The 20214-nt window shown below is 73.1% G+C and carries 17 protein-coding genes; 5 read left to right on the top strand and 12 right to left on the bottom strand.

The features are described from left to right. Positions 1-2: 2 nt before the first annotated feature. Positions 3-1352, bottom strand: a complete 1350-nt coding sequence (gene hemG / locus JWN97_RS15165; RefSeq protein WP_297624293.1) for a protoporphyrinogen oxidase — start codon at positions 1350-1352, stop codon at positions 3-5. 23 nt (positions 1353-1375) lie between these two features. Between hemG and JWN97_RS15160 the strand changes: the two genes are divergently transcribed. Next, a complete protein-coding gene (locus JWN97_RS15160; RefSeq protein ID WP_297624291.1) occupies positions 1376-2422 on the top strand; it encodes an NYN domain-containing protein in 1047 nt (348 codons plus the stop codon). A gap of 68 nt (positions 2423-2490) precedes the next feature. Then, positions 2491-3453: a DUF4349 domain-containing protein gene (locus tag JWN97_RS15155; RefSeq protein ID WP_297624288.1), complete on the top strand. Its 963-nt coding sequence runs from the start codon at positions 2491-2493 to the stop codon at positions 3451-3453. Positions 3454-3456: 3 nt separating this feature from the next. Here JWN97_RS15155 and JWN97_RS15150 read toward each other — a convergent pair whose 3' ends face one another. The 5 genes from JWN97_RS15150 to JWN97_RS15130 form a co-directional block, all read right to left on the bottom strand. Then, positions 3457-4800, bottom strand: coding sequence for an MFS transporter (locus tag JWN97_RS15150; RefSeq protein ID WP_297624285.1), 1344 nt, complete (start codon positions 4798-4800; stop codon positions 3457-3459). Then, positions 4797-5405, bottom strand: coding sequence for a flavin reductase family protein (locus tag JWN97_RS15145; protein ID WP_297624282.1), 609 nt, complete (start codon positions 5403-5405; stop codon positions 4797-4799). Before JWN97_RS15145 ends, JWN97_RS15150 begins: the two co-directional genes overlap by 4 nt. Further along, on the bottom strand, positions 5402-5986 hold the full coding sequence (locus JWN97_RS15140) for an NAD(P)H-dependent oxidoreductase (protein ID WP_297624279.1): 585 nt from the start codon (positions 5984-5986) through the stop codon (positions 5402-5404). The genes JWN97_RS15145 and JWN97_RS15140 overlap by 4 nt, the downstream gene beginning before the upstream one ends. Further along, complete coding sequence (locus JWN97_RS15135) at positions 5983-7125, bottom strand: LLM class flavin-dependent oxidoreductase (protein WP_297624276.1); 1143 nt, start codon at positions 7123-7125, stop codon at positions 5983-5985. Before JWN97_RS15135 ends, JWN97_RS15140 begins: the two co-directional genes overlap by 4 nt. Before the next feature lie 275 nt (positions 7126-7400). Next, a complete protein-coding gene (locus tag JWN97_RS15130) occupies positions 7401-8795 on the bottom strand; it encodes an acyl-CoA dehydrogenase family protein (protein WP_297624274.1) in 1395 nt (464 codons plus the stop codon). A 127-nt stretch (positions 8796-8922) separates the two neighbouring features. Between JWN97_RS15130 and JWN97_RS15125 the strand changes: the two genes are divergently transcribed. Further along, the gene (locus tag JWN97_RS15125) at positions 8923-9948 is read left to right on the top strand and encodes a LysR family transcriptional regulator (RefSeq protein ID WP_297624271.1); all 1026 of its coding nucleotides are present in this window, start codon (positions 8923-8925) and stop codon (positions 9946-9948) included. 108 nt (positions 9949-10056) lie between these two features. Here the strand turns inward: JWN97_RS15125 and hemE are convergent, their stop codons facing one another. Continuing rightward, positions 10057-11127, bottom strand: coding sequence for a uroporphyrinogen decarboxylase (gene hemE / locus JWN97_RS15120; protein ID WP_297624269.1), 1071 nt, complete (start codon positions 11125-11127; stop codon positions 10057-10059). Positions 11128-11198: 71 nt separating this feature from the next. On the opposite strand from hemE, the gene JWN97_RS15115 reads away from it, so the two are divergent. Continuing rightward, positions 11199-11819, top strand: a complete 621-nt coding sequence (locus JWN97_RS15115) for a DUF3000 domain-containing protein (RefSeq protein ID WP_297624266.1) — start codon at positions 11199-11201, stop codon at positions 11817-11819. Positions 11820-11823: 4 nt separating this feature from the next. After that, the gene (locus JWN97_RS15110) at positions 11824-13152 is read left to right on the top strand and encodes an HRDC domain-containing protein (RefSeq protein ID WP_297624263.1); all 1329 of its coding nucleotides are present in this window, start codon (positions 11824-11826) and stop codon (positions 13150-13152) included. Between the two features lie 161 nt (positions 13153-13313). Here JWN97_RS15110 and JWN97_RS15105 read toward each other — a convergent pair whose 3' ends face one another. From JWN97_RS15105 to JWN97_RS15085, 5 genes are all read right to left on the bottom strand, one after another. After that, on the bottom strand, positions 13314-14738 hold the full coding sequence (locus JWN97_RS15105; RefSeq protein WP_297624260.1) for an extracellular solute-binding protein: 1425 nt from the start codon (positions 14736-14738) through the stop codon (positions 13314-13316). Positions 14739-14808: 70 nt separating this feature from the next. After that, positions 14809-15261 (bottom strand): type II toxin-antitoxin system PemK/MazF family toxin, encoded by a 453-nt coding sequence (locus tag JWN97_RS15100; RefSeq protein ID WP_297624257.1) that lies wholly within the window; start codon positions 15259-15261, stop codon positions 14809-14811. Between the two features lie 138 nt (positions 15262-15399). Next, on the bottom strand, positions 15400-15996 hold the full coding sequence (locus JWN97_RS15095; protein WP_297624254.1) for a hypothetical protein: 597 nt from the start codon (positions 15994-15996) through the stop codon (positions 15400-15402). Positions 15997-16015: 19 nt separating this feature from the next. Then, positions 16016-19894 (bottom strand): ATP-dependent RNA helicase HrpA, encoded by a 3879-nt coding sequence (gene hrpA / locus JWN97_RS15090; protein WP_297624251.1) that lies wholly within the window; start codon positions 19892-19894, stop codon positions 16016-16018. Positions 19895-19918: 24 nt separating this feature from the next. Next, on the bottom strand, positions 19919-20214 hold a 296-nt coding region (locus tag JWN97_RS15085), incomplete at its 5' end, for a hypothetical protein (protein ID WP_297624249.1).

The raw sequence follows: 20214 nt of genomic DNA, 5'->3' as shown, positions 1-20214 counted from the left end.
CCTCATTCTGCCCGGGTGACCGAGGCCACAGCCCGGCGGGCCGAGCCGATCACGGCCGGGATGCCGACGCCGTCGTACGCCGCGCCGCAGACCGCGAGCCCCGGCTGCCGGGCGACGGCGGCCCGGATGCGCGCCACCCGGGAGAGGTGGCCCACGGCGTACTGCGGGAGCGCGCCGCCCCATCGCTGGACGTGGGTGTCGACCGGGCGCGCGGTGATCCCGGCCATGGCCGCGAGGTCGGCGAGCGAGACGCGCACCAGACCGTCGTCGCCGGCTTGAAGCGTGGCTTCCTCTCCGTGGCGGCCCAGGGAGGTCCGCAGCACCACGACCTCCGGGGCGAGCTCGCGCACCCAGCCCCACTTGGCGAAGGAGAACGTGGACGCCTTGATCGTGCGCCGCTCGACCGGCGGCACCAGGAAGCCCGAGCGCTCGAAGAGGGCGTCGGGCACGTCCTCGGCACGGAAGGCGAGGGTCACGACGGCGACGCTGGCCGCGCCGATGCCGGCGAGCTCAGCGGCCGCGTCGGGGACGTCCTCGCCCAGCAGTCGCGCGGTCGGCGCGGCCGGCGTCGCGAGCACGACCGCGCCCGCGTCGATGGTCTCGGGGTGCGTGGTGGGGCCGACCGTGACGGCCCAGCCGGTCGTCGTACGCCGCAGCGCGCGGACGCTCGCGGAGGTCCGCACCTCGAAGTCTCCGCCGTCGCGGACCAGGTCGGGCAACCGGCCCATGCCGCCGGGGAGCGCCGCGAAGACCGGCGCACCCGAGGAGGGGACGGCCGCCGCCTGCTCGAGCAGGCTGCCGCGCCGGGCCATGGCGAGCAGCTGGGGCACCGCCGCGGCCGCGGAGATGTGGCGTGCGTGGCCGGCGTACACCCCGCCGAGGAGGGGCTCGACGAGCCGGTCGACGAGCTCGTCGCCCAGCCGCGCGGCGACCAGGTCGCCGACCGAGACGTCGTCGCCGAGGTCGGGCCCGGCCGCCTCGACCGCCGCTCGCGCCAGCCCCTCGGGGCTGAGCACGCCGCTGGCTGCGAGCTGGTCGACGTCGAAGGGGACGCCCATCAGCGAGCGTGGCAGCTCGCGCAGCGCACCTCGCGACCACACGCCCGACGTGGCGGTCGTCGGGTGGACCACCTCGGCACCGAGCTCGCGGGCGAGGTCGACGCCCTCGGGACGGCGCGCCAGCATCGCCTCGGCACCGACGTCGACGGTGAGTCCGGCGACCTCGGCGCTGCGCAGCTTGCCGCCGATCCGGGGCGAACCCTCCAGCAGCAGCACGTCGCGACCGGCCGCCGACAGCCCGCGCGCGGCGACCAGTCCGGCCACCCCGCCACCGATGACCACCACGTCTCGCACGTCGTCAGCCTAGGCTGCGGGGTGTGGACCCCAACGTGAGCTCCGACCGCATCGCCGTGCTGATCGACGCCGACAACACCTCGCACAGCTATGCCGAGGCGTTGCTCGACGAGATCGCGAAGTTCGGCAACCCGACGATCAAACGGGCGTACGGCGACTGGTCCACGGACCGGCTCAAGGGCTGGACCAAGGAGCTCAACGCCCGCGCCATCCGCGGCATGCACCAGGGGGCGTTCACCAGCGGCAAGAACTCCACCGACTCCGCGATGATCATCGACGCGATGGACCTGCTCTACGCCGGCAACGTCGAGGCCTTCGCCCTGGTCACCAGCGACAGCGACTTCACCAGCCTGGCCCTGCGGCTGCGCGAGTCGGGGAAGGTCGTCTACGGGCTCGGGGAGAAGAAGACGCCGGCCTCGCTGCAGAACGCGTGCGACCGCTTCATCCGCCTCGAGTCGCTCGGTGACCCCGACACGACGTCCGAGAGCCCGGACGCCGAGACGGCCGAGGGGCCCGGCCAGGTGCCGGAGATCAACCTGCCGAGCGCCCTGACCAAGGCCGTCAACGCCGTGGCAGGGGACGACGGCTGGGCGGCGCCGGGTCCCATCGGTCAGCACCTCAGCCGGACCCACCCCTCGCTCGACCCGCGCAACTACCTGGACCCCAGCAAGCACCAGCAGCGCGGGCTGCAGGCCCTGCTCGCCGCGCAGCCCTACCTCGAGACCACCGGCGAGGGCGGCGCGATGCGCGTGCGGGTCAAGCGCAGGGGGCAGCAGCCCGCCAAGGGGCAGGCCGAGGCCCCGGCTCTGGCCAAGGGGCAGGCCGAGCCCCCGGCCAAGACGTCAGCCAAGGCGCCGAGCAGGGCGGCGACCAAGACGTCAGCCAAGGCACCGAGCAGGGCGGCGGCCAAGACGTCAGCCAACGCACCGAGCAGGGCGGCGGCCAAGACGTCGGCCAAGGCTCCGGCCCAGGCGGCGAGCGCCACGGGAGACGCGTCCCAGGCAACCAAGCCCCAGGTCACGACCACCACGCGCGCCGCGAAGAAGGCGGCCCGGGCCACGAAGGCCTGACGGTCACGGTTGCGTCACGGGCGTGAGCGGCGCGGAACCGGCACCGACGCGACCCGCGTCGGACCACCATGACCACTCGCACCCGGGCCGCCGGCATCCTCACCGCGATCACCATGACGGCCCTGATGGCCGCCTGCTCCGCCGACGGCACCGCGGACTCCGGCGCGTCGGACGTGGCGACCTCCGCGCAGTCCGGCGAGACGTCGGGCAGCCTGGCCGACGGAGGCGGCGACGCGGGCGGTGCCGCGAGCCGTGAGCTCGCAGACGCCTCCGGCTCCGGGTCCGCCCCGGCCTCCGACGAGGGCTCGGACCAGGCTGCCACGCCGGCGACCGAGCGCGCGATCATCGCGACCGGCGCGGTCTCCCTCGCGAGCAAGGACGTCGGCGAGACCCGGCGCGAGGTCCAGCGGATCGGCGACGCGCAGGGCGGTGACGTCACCGAGGAGAACACCGAGACCGACGACGACGGCGACACGTCGTACGCCCGCCTCGTGATCCGGGTGCCGAGCGCGAAGTTCGGCGCGTCGATGGAGGCGCTGGAGGGGGCCGGCATCCTGCGCTCCTCCACCCGCGGCTCCGAGGACGTGACGACCCAGGTCATCGACACCGGCGTGCGGGTGCGGGCGCAGGAGGCCAGCCTCAAGCGGGTCGAGCTGCTGCTCGCAGAGGCCAGGACCCTCAAGGACGTCATCTGGATCGAGTCCCAGCTCACCAGCCGGCAGGCCGAGCTCGACTCGCTGAAGTCCCAGCAGGCGTGGCTCGAGGACCAGACGTCGCTGTCGACGATCACGGTCGACATCACCGCCGACGTCGCCCGGGCCAAGCCCAAGACGGACGACGACACCCCCGCCGGCTTCGTGTCCGGGCTCAGGGGCGGGATGAAGGCCCTGGGCGCCAGCCTCGCCGCGGTCGCGACGATCCTCGGCGCGCTGCTCCCCTTCGCGGTGCTTGCCCTCGTGCTGGGCCTGCCGGTCTGGCTCGTCGTACGACGTCGCCGGAGCGCCCCGGTGCCGCAGACCCCAGCCGCGTAGCCGTCAGACGCCGACCGGCTCCCGGGGCTCGAGCTCGCGCCCCTCGGACTCGCGATCCAGGCCACGACCCCGGGTCTCCGGCAGGAAGTGCGCGCTGCCCAGCGAGATCGCGGCGACCAGCACGTTGTAGGCGGCGACCCACCACAGCGTGCCGTCGCCCCGGGTGACCAGCCAGGCGGCGATGAGCGGCGTCAGCCCGGACGCGAGGATGCCGGACACCTGGTAGAGCGTGCTGAGCGCGGTGTAGCGGTAGCGGGTGTCGAACAGCTCGGACCAGAACGCCGCGAGCGGGCCGTAGACCGTGCCGTAGATGACGCCGAGGCCGATCACGAAGACCAGCGAGATCGCCCACCGGTTCTCGGTCTGGACGAGGAAGGCCGCCGGGAAGGCGAAGAGCAACCCGATCCAGGCACCGACGCGGTAGACCGGCTTGCGGCCGACCTTGTCCGACAGGGCTCCGGCGACCGGGACCAGCACGACGCCGAGCGCCGCTCCAACGATGATCGCGTCGAGCGCCCAGGACCGCGGCAGGTCGAGGTTGGTGGCGACGTAGGCCAGCAGGTAGACCGAGAACAGGTTGAAGGTGAAGCCCTCGACGAACCGCGTGCCCATGCCGAGCAGCAGCGGGCGCGGCTGCTCCTTGAGCAGGTCGCGCAGCGGGAGGCGGGAGACCTCCTTGCGCTCCTGGACCTTGGCGAACTCGGGCGTCTCCATCACGGACAGCCGGATGTAGGCGCCGATCCCGAGGAGCACGATGCTCACGAGGAAGCAGGCGCGCCAACCCCAGGCCAGGAAGGCCTCCTCCGGCAGCAGCCCGGCGACGGAGAAGGCCGTCGCGGCGAGCACGAGCCCGCCCGGTACGCCGATGTGGGCGAAGCTGCCGTAGAAGCCACGGCGTGCGGCCGGGGCGTACTCGACGGCCAGCAGCACGGCCCCGCCGTACTCACCGCCGACACCGATGCCCTGCAGCACGCGGAGCACCACGAGGGCGATCGGGGCCCAGACGCCGATCTGGTCGTAGGTCGGGAGCAGGCCGATGAGGGCGGTGCCGGCACCCATGATGAGCAGGGTCAGCAGCAGCATCTGCTTGCGCCCGATCCGGTCACCGAAGTGGCCGAAGACGAGCCCTCCGACGGGACGCGCGAAGAAGCCCACGGCGAAGGTCGCGAAGGCCGCGAACTGGGCGGCCGGGCCGTCGAGGCCGTTGAAGTAGAGCTTGTCGAAGACGACGGCCGCGGCCGTGCCGTAGAGGAAGAAGTCGTACCACTCGATGGTGGCGCCGACCGCCGAGGCGAGGGCGACCCGGCGGGGGGTCGGCGGCATCTGGGCCGGCTGTGAGGCACTCATGCGGCGTCCTCGCTGGTGGAGGCGTCGGGGGCCTCCTGGGCGCCCCGGTCGACCTCGGCACCGTTGATCCGCCCGTCGAGGCGGGCCGGGTCGAGGTCGTCGCGGTGGAGCTTGGCGAACGCGGAGCGGTGGAAGACGAGCGGGTGCTCACCGTCGCCGCCACCGACCTCGTGCACCTCGAGGAGCACGATGACGTGGTCCCCGGCGACGACCTCCTCGTGGACCGAGCAGTCATAGGTGACGACCGCCTCGTCGAGCAGGACCGCGCCGTTCTCGGTCACCTTGAACGGCAGGCCGGCGAGCCGCTCCTCGCGCGGCCCGGCGAGCTGGCGGCAGACCGCGTCGTGGTGGTCGGCGAGCACGCTGATGCCGAGCCGGCCGGCCTCGCGGAGCAGCGGCCAGGTCGAGCTGGTCGTCGAGATCGAGAACGACACGAGCGGCGGGTCGATGCTCACCGAGGTGAACGACGACGCGGCGATGCCCGAGAGCTGGCCCTTGACCGACGCCGCCACGGCGACGACGCCGGACGGGAAGGCGCCGAACGCGTCACGGAGGGTGCGCGGGTCGAGGTCGGCGGGGGGCTGCGCGGGGGGCTGGATCGTCATGCGGACACCACCTGACGGGTCTCGGGTGCGGTCGGGAGGGTGGGCAGGTGCTGCTGGGCGGTCGCGAACCACGCGTCGTAGGCCGCCGGCTCGGCGTGCTCGGCGTCGAGGACGTAGAGCGCGCGGGTCGGCACGGAGGCACCGAGCTCGACGAGGACCTGGCGCAGCCCGAGCTCGGGGGCGAGCGAGTGGGCCGGGGAGGCGCCGAGCATCAGCGGGATCGCGGCGACCGCGCCGAGCCCCTGGTGGGGGAACCGGTCGAGGAACGCCTTGAGCAGACCTGTGTAGGTGGCCTTGTAGGTCGGGCTGGCGACGATGACGACCAGGCTGCCGGCCACCTGCTCGACGAGGTCGGTGACCGTCGAGGAGTCCCAGTCGAACAGCTCGGGGGCGTGGTCGGCGAGGTCGACGACGAGGTCCGCACCGCCGAGGCGGTCGGCCAGCGTCAGCGCCGACTCGTAGGTGCGCGAGCGTGGCTTGGGGTTGCCGACCACGACGGCGACGCGGGCGTTCAGAACGGGGTCCCCGCGGCGTTGTTCGGAGGAGCGAAGCAGAGGAGAAGAAGGCCGTGGGGCGGTCATGATGCTGCCCGCTGGCCGCCGAAGGGGACCGAGGCACGGGACACGACCGGCGCCGGGTTGGTCCACAGGCCGCGCTTCTCCAGGACGGGCAGCACGCCCTCGCCGAAGTGGTAAGCGCCCTCGAGGTGCGGGTAGGCCGAGAGGACGAACTCCTCGATGCCCAGGGCGGCGTACTCCTCGATGCGGTCGGCGACCTCCTCGTGGCTGCCGACGAGCGCGGTGCCGGCGCCACCGCGGACCAGGCCGACACCGGCCCAGACGTTGGGGTGGATCTCCAGGCCCTCGCGGGAGCCGTTGTTGAGGGCGAGCATGTTCTGCTGGCCGACCGACTCGGACTTCTTGAGGCCCTCCTGGACGCGGCGGATCTCGGCGTCGTCGATGCCCTCGAGCAGGCGGTCGGCCTCGGCCCACGCCTCCTCGGCGGTGTCGCGGTTGATGGTGTGCATCCGGAGGCCGAAGCGGATCTCGCGGCCCTGCCTCTCGGCGAGCTCGCGGATCCAGGCGATCTTCTTCGCCACCGCGGCCGGCGGCTCGCCCCAGGTGAGGTAGACGTCAGCGTGCTTGGCCGCGACGTCCCCCGCGGCGGGCGAGGAGCCGCCGAAGTAGATCTCGGGGATCGGGTCGGGCAGCCGCTGCAGCTGGGCCTGCTCCACGCGCAGGTGGCGCCCGGCGTAGGTGACCTGCTCGCCCTTCCACAGCCGGCGGACGATCTCGAGGAACTCGTCGCAGCGCTCGTAGCGCTCGTCCTTGTCGAGGAAGTCGCCGTAGGCGCGCTGCTCGTGGGACTCGCCGCCGGTGACGACGTTGAGGAGGAGCCGGCCGCCGGAGAGGAACTGGTACGTCGCCGCCATCTGCGCGGCGAGGGTCGGCGAGGTCATGCCGGGACGGAACGCGACGAGGAACTTCAGCCGCTCCGACAGCGGGGCGAGCATGGCGGTGGACAGCCACGCGTCCTCGCACCAGGCACCAGTCGGGGTGAGCGCGGACTCGAAGCCGAGCTGCTCCGCGCTGCGGGCGACCTGGCCGAGGTAGGGCACGCTCGCGGGACGTCCTCCGTTCCCGTGGGACACACCGTGGCCGCCACTGACGACCTGGCGGCCGTCGCCTCCGTTGGTGGGCAGGAACCAGTGGAACTTCATGTCAGACCTTTCTTGCCGCTGGGTGAGCAGCGAGCGCCCTGCAGCGGTGCGGTGGAACCGCTGGGGGACGTGCTCATCGGTGCTCTCCTCAGGACGGAGCAGTAGGGCGGGATCGTTCACGCTCCATCTCTATCGATCTTGTAGACAAATGTAGCAGCGCGAGGGTGCGGCCCGGCGCACCGGGTCGCGCGGGGATGTCGAGGGGGTGGAAGGCGGCGGCTGTCACAAAGCCCTTCACCGACCTTCCACCCCCTCCGGGACCGGTGCGTGACCGGTCAGTCGGTGGCGCCCCCGGAGAGGTCCCGCGGCTCGGGCCGGCCGTCCGCCCACTCCTGGCGTCGACGGGTGCTGCCGATCGACCAGGCGTACGGCGGCGGCGTGCCGTTGACCGCGTGGGCCCCGACGACGCGCGCCTTGAGGTTGCGCGGGTTGTGCGAGGCGACAGTCCGGGCGTTGCGCCAGTGGCGGTCCAGCGCGAGCGGCCGCGCGGTGGCGGAGGCTCCGAGGGCGTCGAAGATGTCGGACGTCGCGCGCAGCACGAGCTCCGAGACGACCACCTGGGCGCTCGACGACTCGATCTCGCTGGCCTCGACCAGCTCGGCGATCTCCTCGGCGCCCGCCAGGGCCGCGTCGGCGACGGCCTGGACGCTCTGCGCGACGCGCAGCGTCGTGGCCTCGGCGGCGTACACCGCGGCGGCGACCTCGCCGACGCGGGCGAGCACCTGGGCGTCGTCGCGGACGCGGGGCGCGTTGGCGTGGGAGAAGTTGCGGGTGCGGCTCTGCACGGCCTCGACCACGTCGGCGAGCGCGGCGCGGGCGATGCCGGTGAGCGTGGCGAGGAGGTTGAGCTGGTAGAACGCGGTCTGGTAGGGGAAGCGCTCCTCGAAGGGCAGCACGTTCTCGGCAGGGACGCTGACGTTGTCGAACGTCGTGGTGCCGCTGCCGGTGCCGCGCTGGCCGAAGCCGTTCCAGTCGTTGCTCACCGCGACCCCGGGGTCGCGGAGGTCGACGAGCGCGATCGCGGTCGCCTCCTCGACCTCGTCGGGGTGCCCGGGGGTCGCGACACGGGCATGCACGTCGGCCCACTCGGCGAAGATGCTCCCGGTCGTGTAGTACTTCGTGCCGTCGAGTCGGTAGGACCCGTCGGCACGGGGACGCAGCGCGGTGCGGGGCAGGTCGATGCTCGAGCCCACCTCCGACCACGCGTTGCCGGCCATCTCGCCGGCGACGAAGCGGTCGAACCACACGCGCTGGTCGCTCGACCGGGCGTGGTGCCAGAGCCGGTCCTCGACGAGCGCGAAGTGGCCACGGAAGGCCTGCGGGAGGTTGGCGTCGACCGCGGCGAGCTCGATCCACAGCCGGGTGACCCCGACCAGGTCGAGGCCGCTGCCACCGAAGGCGGCCGGGACGCGCAGCGCGCCGAACCCCTCGGACTTGAGGCGGGCGACGGCCTCGGTGGGGAGCTCGCCGTCCAGCTCGCGCTGGACCGCTCCTTCCTCGACGGCGTCCAGCACGGGCGCCCAGGCGGCCAGCAGGTCGTCGACGGCGCGCCGGCAGGCCGTCCGCGAGGCGCCGTCGGGGGTGGTGACGGAGCTCGCGGCAGGGCTCGCGGCAGGGCTCGCGACAGGGGTCGTCCGGCCGAGGGTGGGCCGGACACGCAGGGTGGTCATGGGTGGGTTCCTCCCGATTTGTATAGTTACTTAGTAGACTTTAGGCAGTCGGGGTGGCGGACCACGCAACCCGGGCAGCAGGTTTTGCCGACCACCCCGCGAGGGACCGAACGAGCAGGAGCACCACGTGCGCATCGAACAGCTGGAATACCTCGCCGCCGTGACGGAGCACGGCTCGCTGCGCCGGGCGAGCGAGGCGATGCACATCTCGCAGCCCGCGCTGAGCGAGGCGGTCACCAAGCTGGAGAAGGAGCTGGGTGCGACGCTGCTCGACCGCCGTCGTACGGGCTCGCGGATCAGCCGGCAGGGGCTCGACCTCCTGCAGAACATGACCGAGGTGCTCGAGGCCGTCGACCGTCTCCGGCAGGCGGCCGGCCAGCAGTCCTCGCGTCGGCGCGACCTGCGCATCGGCACCGTCAACACTGCCTCGTCGAGCCTGCTCGCGCCGGCGCTGCGCGACCTCCACGCCCGGCACGGGTCCGGGGGCGTCGAGGTGGTCAACGGCCGCGCGACCGACATCCAGCAGGGACTCGCGGAGGGGTCGCTCGACCTCGGCCTGGTCAACGTGCTGCCGGGCGACGAGGTGCCGCCGACGCTCGTGTGGGACAAGCTGATCGAGGGCACACCGGTCGCGTGCCTGCGCGCCGACCACCCGTTGGCGGCCCAGGAACGCGTGAGCGTCGAGGACCTCCGCGCCGAGCCGCACGTGCTGATGCGCCCGGGCTTCGTCATGCACCGCTACGCCCACCGGGTCTTCGCCGGCGCACTACCGTCGACGACGTACGCCACCGACGGTGCCGAGATGGGCAAGGCGATGGTCGCCGCCGGGCTGGGCATCTCGATCCTGCCGGACTTCTCGATCACCGCCGACCCGCTCGTGCGTGCCGGCGTGCTCACCACGCGCCCGATCCAGACCGACCAGACGACCGTCACCCTGCTGATGCTGCGCCGCCGCGCCGAGCGCACGTCGGAGCCGGTGCGCGACCTGCAGACCGCGCTCGTCCGGCAGGCCCGCGCCTACCTCGCCGCGCTGGAGCTCCCCGCCGCGGCGCCCGACCTCAGGCCGGTGCCGCCGGAGGCGGGGACGCCGGTGACGCCGATCAGCCTCGATCCGCCGATCGACGCCGTCGCGAGCGCCGTCAGACGGGCGTGATGGCGAGGCGGAGTGCCGAAGGCGGGCCGGAGGCCCGTCGAGGTGCGACAACGCTGCCAGCGCGTCCGGATGGCGGCGCGCAGCAGGCGAGAGATCGGTGGATCGAGGCTAGTAGCCGTGCACGAACTCGGTCAGCGCCGTGAGCTGATCGGGGTTCGTCGAGGGGATGACGCCGTGGCCGAGGTTGAAGATGTGGCCCTTGGCGGCGCGGCCCGCGTCGATGATCTCGGCCGCCCTCGCGGTCATCACCTCGGTGGGCGCGAAGACGAGCGTGGGGTCGAGGTTGCCCTGGACGACGCGGTCGCCGACGAGCGGGATGGCCCGCTCCAGCGGCGTACGCCAGTCGACACCGACCACGTCGGCGCCGGCCTCCCCCATCAGGCCGAGGAGGTTGGTGGTGCCGACGCCGAAGTGGATCCGCGGCACGCCGAGCTCGCCCGCCGCCGCCAGCACCCGCTCCGAGTGCGGCATCACCGACGCGCGGTAGTCGGCCGGGGTGAGCGCACCGGCCCAGGAGTCGAAGAGCTGCACGGCCGAGGCGCCGGCCTCGACCTGGATGCGGAGGTAGGCGGCCGCGATGCCGGCGATCTTGTGCATCAGCGCCTCCCACACCTCGGGGGCGCCGAACATCATCGCCTTGGTCCGGGCGTGCTCCTTGGACGGACCGCCCTCGACCAGGTAGGAGGCGACCGTGAACGGCGCGCCGGCGAAGCCGATGAGCGGCGTCGCGCCGAGCTCGGCGACGAGCTGGCTCACGGCACGGGAGATGTAGGGGACGTGCTCGGCGCTGAGATCGGGGATCGCCTCGACGTCGGCGAGCGTGCGCACCGGTGACGCCACGACCGGGCCGACGCCGGGCTTGATGTCCAGGTCGACACCGACGGCCTTGAGCGGCAGCACGATGTCGGAGAAGAAGATGGCCGCGTCCACGCCGTAGCGCCGGACCGGCTGCAGGGTGATCTCGGTGACGAGGTCGGCGTCCATGCAGGACTCCAGCATGCCGACGCCTTCGCGCGCCTTGAGGTACTCCGGCAGGGAGCGCCCCGCCTGCCGCATGAACCAGACCGGGGTGTGGGACGGCACCTCGCCGCGCGCGGCCCGGAGGAACGGGCTGTCGGCGAGACCCGGGTGGGGGGTCGGGCGGGGGCCCGGGTCGGGGGTGGTGCGGGCGTCGGTCACCGCCGAATCTTCGCAGGTCAGGCGGCGTGGCGGCACATCGGGAGTGCGGAGGGCTGGCCTACTCTGGACGAATGGTGGCCCGTCACGAGACCCACCCGGGCAGTGCTGCCGCGGCTGGACCCGCGGAGTTCCGCGCGGCTGTGGAGTCGATGCGTCAGGCCGCGCTGCGCCCGGAGGTCTTCTGCGAGGAGATGCCGGCGCCCCAGCGCATCGCCCCGTGGTCCTCGGCGCTGAGCGGCGACGTCACGGTCGACGACGAGGACCTCGGCACCGGGCGCCTCATCCTGCTCCACGACCCGGCCGGCAACGACGCCTGGGACGGCACCTTCCGCTGCGTGGCCTACGCCCGCGCCGACATCGACCCCGAGCTCGGCGGCGACCCGCTGCTGGCGGCGGTCGGCTGGTCCTGGCTGACCGAGGCGCTCGAGGCCCACGGCGCCGGCTTCCACGCGGCATCGGGCACCGTCACCTGCGTGAGCACCGAGAGCTTCGGCGGCATGGCCGACGAGCCCGGCACCGCCCAGGTCGAGATCCGGGCGTCGTGGACTCCCGACGTCGACGAGGTCGGCGCGCTCGACATGACGCCGCACGTCGAGGCGTGGGGCGAGCTGATGTGCACGGCCGTGGGGCTGCCCCCGGTGCCCGAGGGCGTCACCGCGATCCCGAGCCGACGCGGGCAGCGCGGCACCTGATCAGATGGCCGACACCGACACCGCTCCCGCGACCCCTGACCCCGAGTCCGTCGAGCCCCTGGAGCTCGCCGACGCCCCGGCCGCCGAGCCCGAGGCTGCGCCCGCTCCGCTGCTGGAGCTGCGCGACGGCCTGCCCGAGATCGTCGAGACCGACGCCGGGCTGGCCGAGGCGTGCGCCGCGCTCTCGGCCGCGAGCGGGCCGGTGGCCATCGACGCCGAGCGCGCGTCGGGCTACCGCTACTCCAACCGGGCCTACCTGATCCAGCTGCGCCGCGAGGGTGCCGGCACCTGGCTGATCGACCCGATCCCGCTGACCACCCTCGCGCCGCTCCAGGAGGCCCTCGAGGGCACCGAGTGGATCCTCCACGCCGCCACCCAGGACCTGCCCTGCCTGCGCGAGGTGGGCCTGGTCCCGACGAGCCTCTTCGACACCGAGCTGGCCGGCCGACTGCTCGGCTATCCGCGCGTCGGCCTCGCGACCCTCGTCGAGACGGTGCTCGGCCAGCGGATGCGCAAGGAGCACTCGGCGGCCGACTGGTCCACGCGTCCGCTCCCCACGGCCTGGCTCGACTACGCCGCGCTCGACGTCGAGGTGCTCCTCGAGCTGCGCGAGCACATGATCGCCGAGCTCGACAAGGCCGGGAAGACCGAGTGGGCCCGCCAGGAGTTCGAGCACCTGCTGGACTTCGAGCCCACCGTGCGGCAGGAGGCATGGCGTCGTACGTCCGGGGTGCACCGCCTCCGCGGGCGCCGCGCGCTCGGGGCCGCCCGCGCCCTGTGGGAGGCCCGAGACGCGATCGCCGCCGAGCGCGACGTCACCCCGGGAAGGATCCTGCCCGACTCCGCGATCGTCGTGGCCGCCACGGCGATGCCGGCCGACCGGCGGGCGCTGCTGTCGACGCAGGGCTTCCACGGCCGCGGCGCGAGCCGCTACGCCTCGGCCTGGGTGGACGCGCTCCAGCGGGTCCGCGAGATGACCGAGGACGAGCTGCCCTCCCGCGCCCCGCGCGGCGACGGTCCCCCGCACCCCCGCACCTGGGCCGACCGCGATCCCGTCGCCGACCGCCGCTTCAAGGCGGCCCGCGAGTCGATGCTCAACCTGGCCGAGGTCCACCACCTGCCGGTCGAGAACCTGCTGACCCCCGACTACCTCCGCCGCCTGATGTGGGCGCCGCCGTCGACCCGCGAGCCGGCCGCCCTCGCGGACGCCGTGCGCGAGCAGCTGGCGTCGTACGGCGCCCGGCCCTGGCAGGCCGAGCTCATCACCGGCGCGCTGGTCGGCGCGATCCTCGGCGCGGAGGTCGAGCCTGCGGACGGGCCCGAGGCGGAGTAGCCCCGGTCCCGCAGTCGTTGCGTCCTTGCCAACTCACCAGTTGGTCAGCCAACTCGTCGGTTGGCGAGTGGGGGGCTCGATCGAGCGCCGGAAGGCCACCCAACCCACCAACTCACCAGTTGGTCAGCCAACTCGTCAGTTGGCGGCGTGGCGCACCCCGACTACTCGGTCGGACTCTCGGACGGACTCTCCGACGGCGACTCGGTCGGGGACTCGGTCTCCTCCTCGGGCGCCAGGATCACCTGCGAGGCCTCGTCGATCTGCTCGGTGATCAGGTCGAGGTCGAGCACGCCGGGCGCGGTGACCAGTCGCTCGAGGAGCGGCGTGACCGCCTCGATCAGCTCGACGCGCTGGTCGATGAACGGCGGCACCACCATGTAGCGGATGCTCGTGTTGAAGACCTCGGAGTTGGCGGGCTCCAGCTCGGGGGCCAAGAACTCCGGCGAGGCGGCGACCTGGGTGTTGGCGGGCACGATGTAGCCCGTCGAGGCCACCGTGGTGATCGCCGCGTCGGAGACGGCGTAGGCGATGAAGTCGGCCGCGTCGCCCTGCACCTCGGACGAACCGGAGAGGCAGAGCCCGTTGATGTCGCCGACCGTCGCGCGGGTGTCGATGGTGGGCATGGGCAGGACGTCGAAGTCGAGGCCCTCGGCGTCGCGCAGCTGCGGCACGAGGTTGCGGAAGCCGGCGATCATGGCGAGCTCGCCGCGCTTGAAGAGCTGGACCGGCGTCGCCCGGGCGAGCTGGGCGTTGGTCGGCGTGATCGTGGGGTCGCGCAGGATCGCCAGGGTCTCGCTCAGCGCCTCGCGCGTCGAGTCGTCGGAGAAGGCCAGCGAGGTGGGCTCGCGGTCGTCGTTGAAGACCTTGCCGTTGCCGGAGTAGATGAAGGGCGCCAGGCCCTGGAGCGTCGGGTCGATCCACACGCCGCGACGGTCCCCGCGGCGCGAGGCGAACTGGGCGGCGGCCCCGAACTCCGCCAGCGTCCACCGGTCGCGCACGCCGTCGCTGTCGGCCGTCGGGACGTCGTACTCGCGGCGCTCCATCTTGTCGAAGTCGACGAGGTCGGTGTTGTAGTAGATCACCATCGGGGAAACCGAGTAGGCCATGCACTGCAGCTCGTCGTCCATCGCGAAGGCGTCGACGGCGTCGCGCGAGAAGCGGTCGCCGAAGTCGACGCCACGCTCGTCCAGGAGCAGGCTCACCGGCTGCAGCGCGTCGGCCTCGACGAGCTGGCCGAGGTCGATGCGCGAGGACAGGAACACGTCCGGGGCGTTGCCGTCCAGCACGTCCTCGAGCGCCGACTCGTGGTCGGGCCAGGACACGAGCTTGACGGTGCGGGTGGTCGAGGTGGCGTTGAAGGAGTCGACGACGTCCTGGAAGGCCGCTACCTCCTCGTCGCTGCCGAAGGCCCCGAAGGTGATCTGGCGCGGCTTATCGCCTGCGCCGGCGGACTGGCCCTTGCCCGGCGTCTGCGTCGGGCTCGGCGCGGGATCGCCGCCGGCGGTGCACGCGGCGGCGGAGAGCGCGACCGTGAGGGCACACGCGACCAGGGCAGTACGACGAAGGCTGGAGGGACGCGGAACCACGTCGGAACCCTAGGCCATGTCGCCCAATCCCCGGCTGTCGCGAGCGTCGTCCGCAGCGTGCGACGAGCGCCTACCGGTCGAGACCACGGACCGCCGCGACGACGTCGGCGAAGACCGTCGGGTCGAGCGCGGCACCCTCACGGCGTACGGCGCCGCGCTCGAGGTGCAGGAGCCGGTCCAGCCGCACCTCGCTGGGTCGTCGCTGCGGGTCCCAGCCGCCGGTGCCGACGTCCATCCAGTGGCGGCCGTGGCGCGCCTCGTCGGCCGCGTCGCGGTCGTGGTCCTGGCTGCTGAGCATCAGGCCCGTCCACCCGGTGCCGGCGTCGTCGGTGTCGAGCAGCAGGACCGGGCGGTCCTTGCCCTGCCTGGGGTCGTCCTCGTAGGGCACCCAGGCCCAGACGACCTCGCCCGGGTCGGGCTCGCCGTCGACCTCGGGCGCATAGCGGGCGGCCACCTCGACGGTCGCCTCCTCGGGTGCGAAGGGGCGCGACAGCAGGCCGGCGATGCGGCGGCGCAGGGTCATCCGGCGAGGCTAGACGACACCCGGGGATGAACGAGTGCGCCGGACCGGGAGCGCCTCACGGCGCGTGGCCGCTCGTAGCGGCTTATTTCGGGACCCGGGGCTGCCACAGCCCGACGCACTCAGGATCCATTGTAGACCTCAGGCCAACGGATGATCGATTTCCCCGTGCCCGGCCGCTTCGAGCTGCTCGGAGAGGCCCAGCATCCGGGTGATCTCCTCGTGCGACGACTCCCCGATGGTCGCGCGGCCGGCGGCCACGATGCGCGCGAAGGCGGCCGCGCGGAAGAGCGTGATCGCGAAGTCGCCGCGGGCGATGCCGCGCAGCACGTCGTCGACCATGCCGCGCAGCTCGTCGGGGACCGGCGGGTCCGCGACCCCGGCGACGACGCGGGCCACGTCGGCCCGCCGCTGCCCGGCCTCGAACTCGACCGCGACCCGCTCGGGGTCGGCGTACACCCACTGGCGCAGCAGGAACAGCCGCCACAGGCTGCCGGCGAGCGTGTCGGCGGGAGCGCCCGACCAGACCTCGGCGAGCGTCTCGAGGCCCTCGCTCTCGGCCAGGTGCACGATGCGCTCGGCGAGCGCCGGGTCGTCGGACTCACGGGCACCGCGCACCAGCACGGTGGCGGCGAGGTCGCCGGCCTCCCGCAGCAGGGCGGGATCGGTGCCGCCGGCGATCTCGGCGAAGAAGCCACCGCCGGGCGTCATGGGGCGGTGGTGGATGCGACCGGTCACCGGCCCAGCCTAGGCACAGCTAGGCGACCGTGCCCATCACCTTGCGGATCCGCTGGTCGCTGACCTTAGCGGCCGTGCCGAGCTGCTGGGCGAAGAGGGAGACGCGGTACTCCTCGAGCATCCAGCGTGCCTCGCGCAGGTGCTGCGGCACGGGCTGGCCGTCGGGCAGGGCCGCGACCGCGTGCAGCCAAGCCTCCTGGAGGCCGGCGAGCTGGTCCATCAGCTGCCGGTCCTTGGCGACCTGCGCGTCGAGCCGCTCCCGGCGGAGGGTGACGGCGGCGAGGTAGCGCGGGTAGTCGCGCAGCCGGGTCGTGCCCGCGTCGGCGATGAACCCGGGTCCGACCAGCCGGCCCACCTGGGCGCGCATGTCGGTGAGGGCCGGCAGGGTCATCAGGTCGGCGCGACCCGAGATCGCCCTGTCGGTCGCGCGCCACGACTCCAGCACCCGCATCACGTCGTGCACCGCGGCGCTCAGGCCACCGGTGACGGCCTCGCGCGCCGCGGCCACCACGGCGTCGTACGCCGCCTCGTCCCGCAGCGTCGGGCGGGCGTCGACGACCTCCCCGACCAGGGCGGAGCGGAGGTCGGCGAGCAGGTCGGCCACCGAGGCGTACGGCGACCCGACGAGGGCGAGCTTGGCCCGCTGGTCGAGGCCCGCGGCGGCGAGCACGTCGTCCACGGGGGCGGGCGGGCCGAGCGCCAGCAGCACCAGCCGTCGTACGCCGAGCCGGTGGTGCGCGGCCGCCTCCGCGGCGGTCGCGAGGACCTGGAGCCCGACGGTGGGTCCTTCGTCGACGAGGGCCGGGAAGCCGCGGACCTCGTGCCCGGCCCGGCGCTGCACGAAGGACTCGTCGACGACGCCGAAGGTCCACGCGGTCTGGCCCGTGGCGGTGACGCCCGAGTCCGCGGCGACGTCGGCCATGGCCTGCTCGAACGTGGGCCGCAAGGGCTCCTTGAGGGCGTCGAGGTCCTTGCCGCGTCCTGCCTCGGTGCCCTCCTCGGTGAGCACGCGATAGGTCGGGCGCAGGTGCTCCGGCACCTTGGACCAGTCCCATGCCTCGCGGTCGACCACCAGGCTCCGGGTGCTGCGGGCGAAGCGCTCGAGAGCGTCGAGCAGCGGCTCCGCGCCGGGCGGCGTGGCGGCGAGGAACTCGCGGGCGGTGTTGGGGGCGGGCACCATCGCGACGCGCAGGTGCTTGGGCAGCGAGCGGATCAGCTCGGTCACCAGCTCCTCGCGCAGCCCCGGCACCAGCCACGAGAAGTCGTCGGCCTCGATCCGGTTGAGGGTGGCGACCGGTACGTCGATGGTGAGGCCGTCGTCCGCGGCGCCGGGCTCGAAGTGATAGCTGATGGGGAAGGTGAGCCCGGCCTCCTCGCTGTCGTGCCACTGCGTCGGGAAGTCCTGCTGCTGCACCTGGTCGGCGGTGTCGTGGGTGAGCATGGCCGGGTCGAAGGTGAGCAGGTCGGGCCGCTTCTGGCGGGCGCGCTTCCACCACTGGTCGAAGTGCTGGCCGCTGACCACCTCGGCACCCACCCGGGCGTCGTAGAAGTCGAAGAGCGTCTGCTCGTCGACGACGATGTCGCGCCGGCGGGCGCGGTGCTCGAGCTCCTCGGCCTCCTCGAGGAGGCGCGCGTTCTCGGCGAGGAACCGGTGGCGCGAGTCCCACTCCCCCTGCACCAGCGCGTGGCGGATGAAGAGCTCGCGGGACAGCTCGGCGTCGATCCTGCCGAACTGCACGAGCCGGTCCGCGACCAGCGGGACGCCGTAGAGGGTCACCCGCTCGCGTGCCATGACCGCGGCGCGCTTGCGCGACCAGTGGGGCTCGGAGTAGGTCCGCTTGACCAGGTGGGCGCCGAGGGTCTCGGCCCACTCGGGCTTGATCGCGGCGTTCTGCCGCGCCCAGAGCCGCGACGTCTCGACGAGCTCGGCGCTCATCAGGAACGCCGGGTTGCGCCCCTTGAGGACGCTGCCGGGGAAGATCGCGAAGCGCGCGTTGCGGGCGCCGACGTACTCCCGCAGCGGACGACGCTCGCCCGGCCTGGCCTTGGTGTCGCGCTCCTCGAGCGCGCCGATGTGGCTGAGCAGGCCGGACAGCAGGGACTGGTGGATGCCGTCCTCGTCGGGGGTGTCCGACGGGTGACCGACGTCGAGCTTCATCTCCTTGGCGACCTGGCGGAGCTGGGACTCGTAGTCCTGCCACTCACGGATGCGGAGGTAGTTGAGGAACTCGCGCTTGCACATCCGGCGGAAGGCGCTGGAGGACAGCTCGCGCTGCTGCTCCTTGATGTGGCGCCAGAGGTTGAGCCAGGTCAGGAAGTCGCTCGACTCGTGCGTGAAGCGGGCGTGCAGCTGGTCGGCCTGCGGGCGCTGCTCCTCGGGTCGTTCGCGCGGATCCTGGATCGACAGCGCGGCGGCGATGACCAGGACCTCGCGCAGGCAGCCGAGCCGCTCGGCCTCCAGGATCATCCGGCCCAGCCGCGGGTCGATCGGCAGGCGGGCGAGCCGCTGCCCGACCTTGGTGAGGCGTACGCCGGTGTTGCGCCGCTCCCCCTGCCGCGACGTCGTACGGTCGGGGCGGGTGGGTGCCCCGTCCGCATGACGCTCGGCCGTCGTCACCGCGCCGAGCTCCTCCAGCAGGTCGGTGCCCGCCTTGATGTTGCGGCGGTCGGGAGGCTCGACGAAGGGGAAGCGCGCGATGTCGCCCAGCCGCAGCGAGGCCATCTGCAGGATGACGCTGGCCAGGTTGGTGCGCAGGATCTCGGGGTCGGTGAACTCCGGTCGTCCCTCGAAGTCCTCCTGGGAGTAGAGCCGGATCGCGATGCCCTCCGCCACGCGCCCGCACCGGCCCGAGCGCTGGTTGGCCGAGGCCTGGCTGATCGGCTCGATGGGGAGCCGCTGGACCTTGGTCCGCACGGAGTAGCGGCTGATCCGCGCGACGCCGGTGTCGATGACGTAGCGGATGCCGGGGACGGTCAGCGACGTCTCGGCGACGTTGGTGGCGAGCACGACGCGCCGCACCAGCGAGGAGTGGCTGGAGAAGACCTTGTGCTGGTCGGCCGCGCTGAGGCGTGAGTAGAGCGGGACGATCTCGAGGCGGTCCGCGCCCGCCGTCGAGCTCCGCAGGGCGTCGAAGGCGTCGGCGGTGTCGCGGATCTCGCGCTCGCCGGGCAGGAAGACGAGGATGTCGCCGGGACCCTCGGCCGACAGCTCGCGGACGGCGTCGAGGATCGCCTCGGTCTGGTCGCGCTGGACCGGCTCGCCCTCCTCGTCGTCCTCCGCCAGCTCCAGCAGGGGGCGGTAGCGGATCTCGACGGGATAGGTGCGCCCGGACACCTCGACCACCGGGGCCCCGAAGTGCTCGGCGAAGCGGTCGACGTCGATGGTCGCGCTGGTGATGATCAGCTTGAGGTCTGGCCGGCGGGGCAGCAGCCGCTTGAGGTAGCCGAGCAGGAAGTCGATGTTGAGGCTGCGCTCGTGGGCCTCGTCGATGATGATCGTGTCGTACTTGCGCAGGTCCCGGTCGCGCTGGAGCTCCGCGAGCAGGATGCCGTCGGTCATCAGCTTGACCCGGCTGGCCCTGCTCGTGCGGTCGGTGAAGCGGACCTGGTAGCCCACCACGTCACCGAGCTCGGTGCCGAGCTCCTCGGCGATCCGCTCCGCCACCGAGCGCGCGGCGATCCGGCGGGGCTGGGTGTGGCCGATCAGCCCGCCCCCGTTGGCGGGCCCGGCGCCGCGGCCCAGCTCGAGGCAGATCTTGGGGAGCTGGGTGGTCTTCCCGGACCCCGTCTCCCCGGCGATGATCACGACCTGGTGGTCGCGGATGGCCGCGGCGATGTCGTCGCGGCGCGTGGAGACCGGGAGCTCCGGCGGATAGGTGATCTTCACAACGGGCGCCATTCTCGCCCACTGCGGCAAGAGGGTTCACCCCGCGCTGTCCTCGTCGTCCGGGACGGTCGTCGGAGGCAGCTGACCGGGTACGCCACGCGGCCCGCCGTGCATCCCGCTTGGGCCGCCGAATCCCTCGCCGCCGCCGGTGTCGCGGCGCTGCATCATGCGGCCGCGGTCACGGTCGTGGTCGTCGCCCACCGCGTGGATGGCCGCGGCGCCGAGCCCGCCGACGATGATCCCGGCGAGCGCCGAGGCGATGAGGGCGGCCAGGCCGAACGTCCGGCTCCCGCCGTCCGAGCTGCGCAGGTGCCGAGGCGCCCGCGGAAGCC

Origin of the sequence: Nocardioides sp., assembly GCF_025965415.1 — a bacterium.
Lineage (GTDB): Bacteria > Actinomycetota > Actinomycetes > Propionibacteriales > Nocardioidaceae > Nocardioides.
The sequence above is the reverse complement of the archived record's forward strand: the minus strand, read 5'-3'. Positions and strand labels throughout refer to the sequence as shown.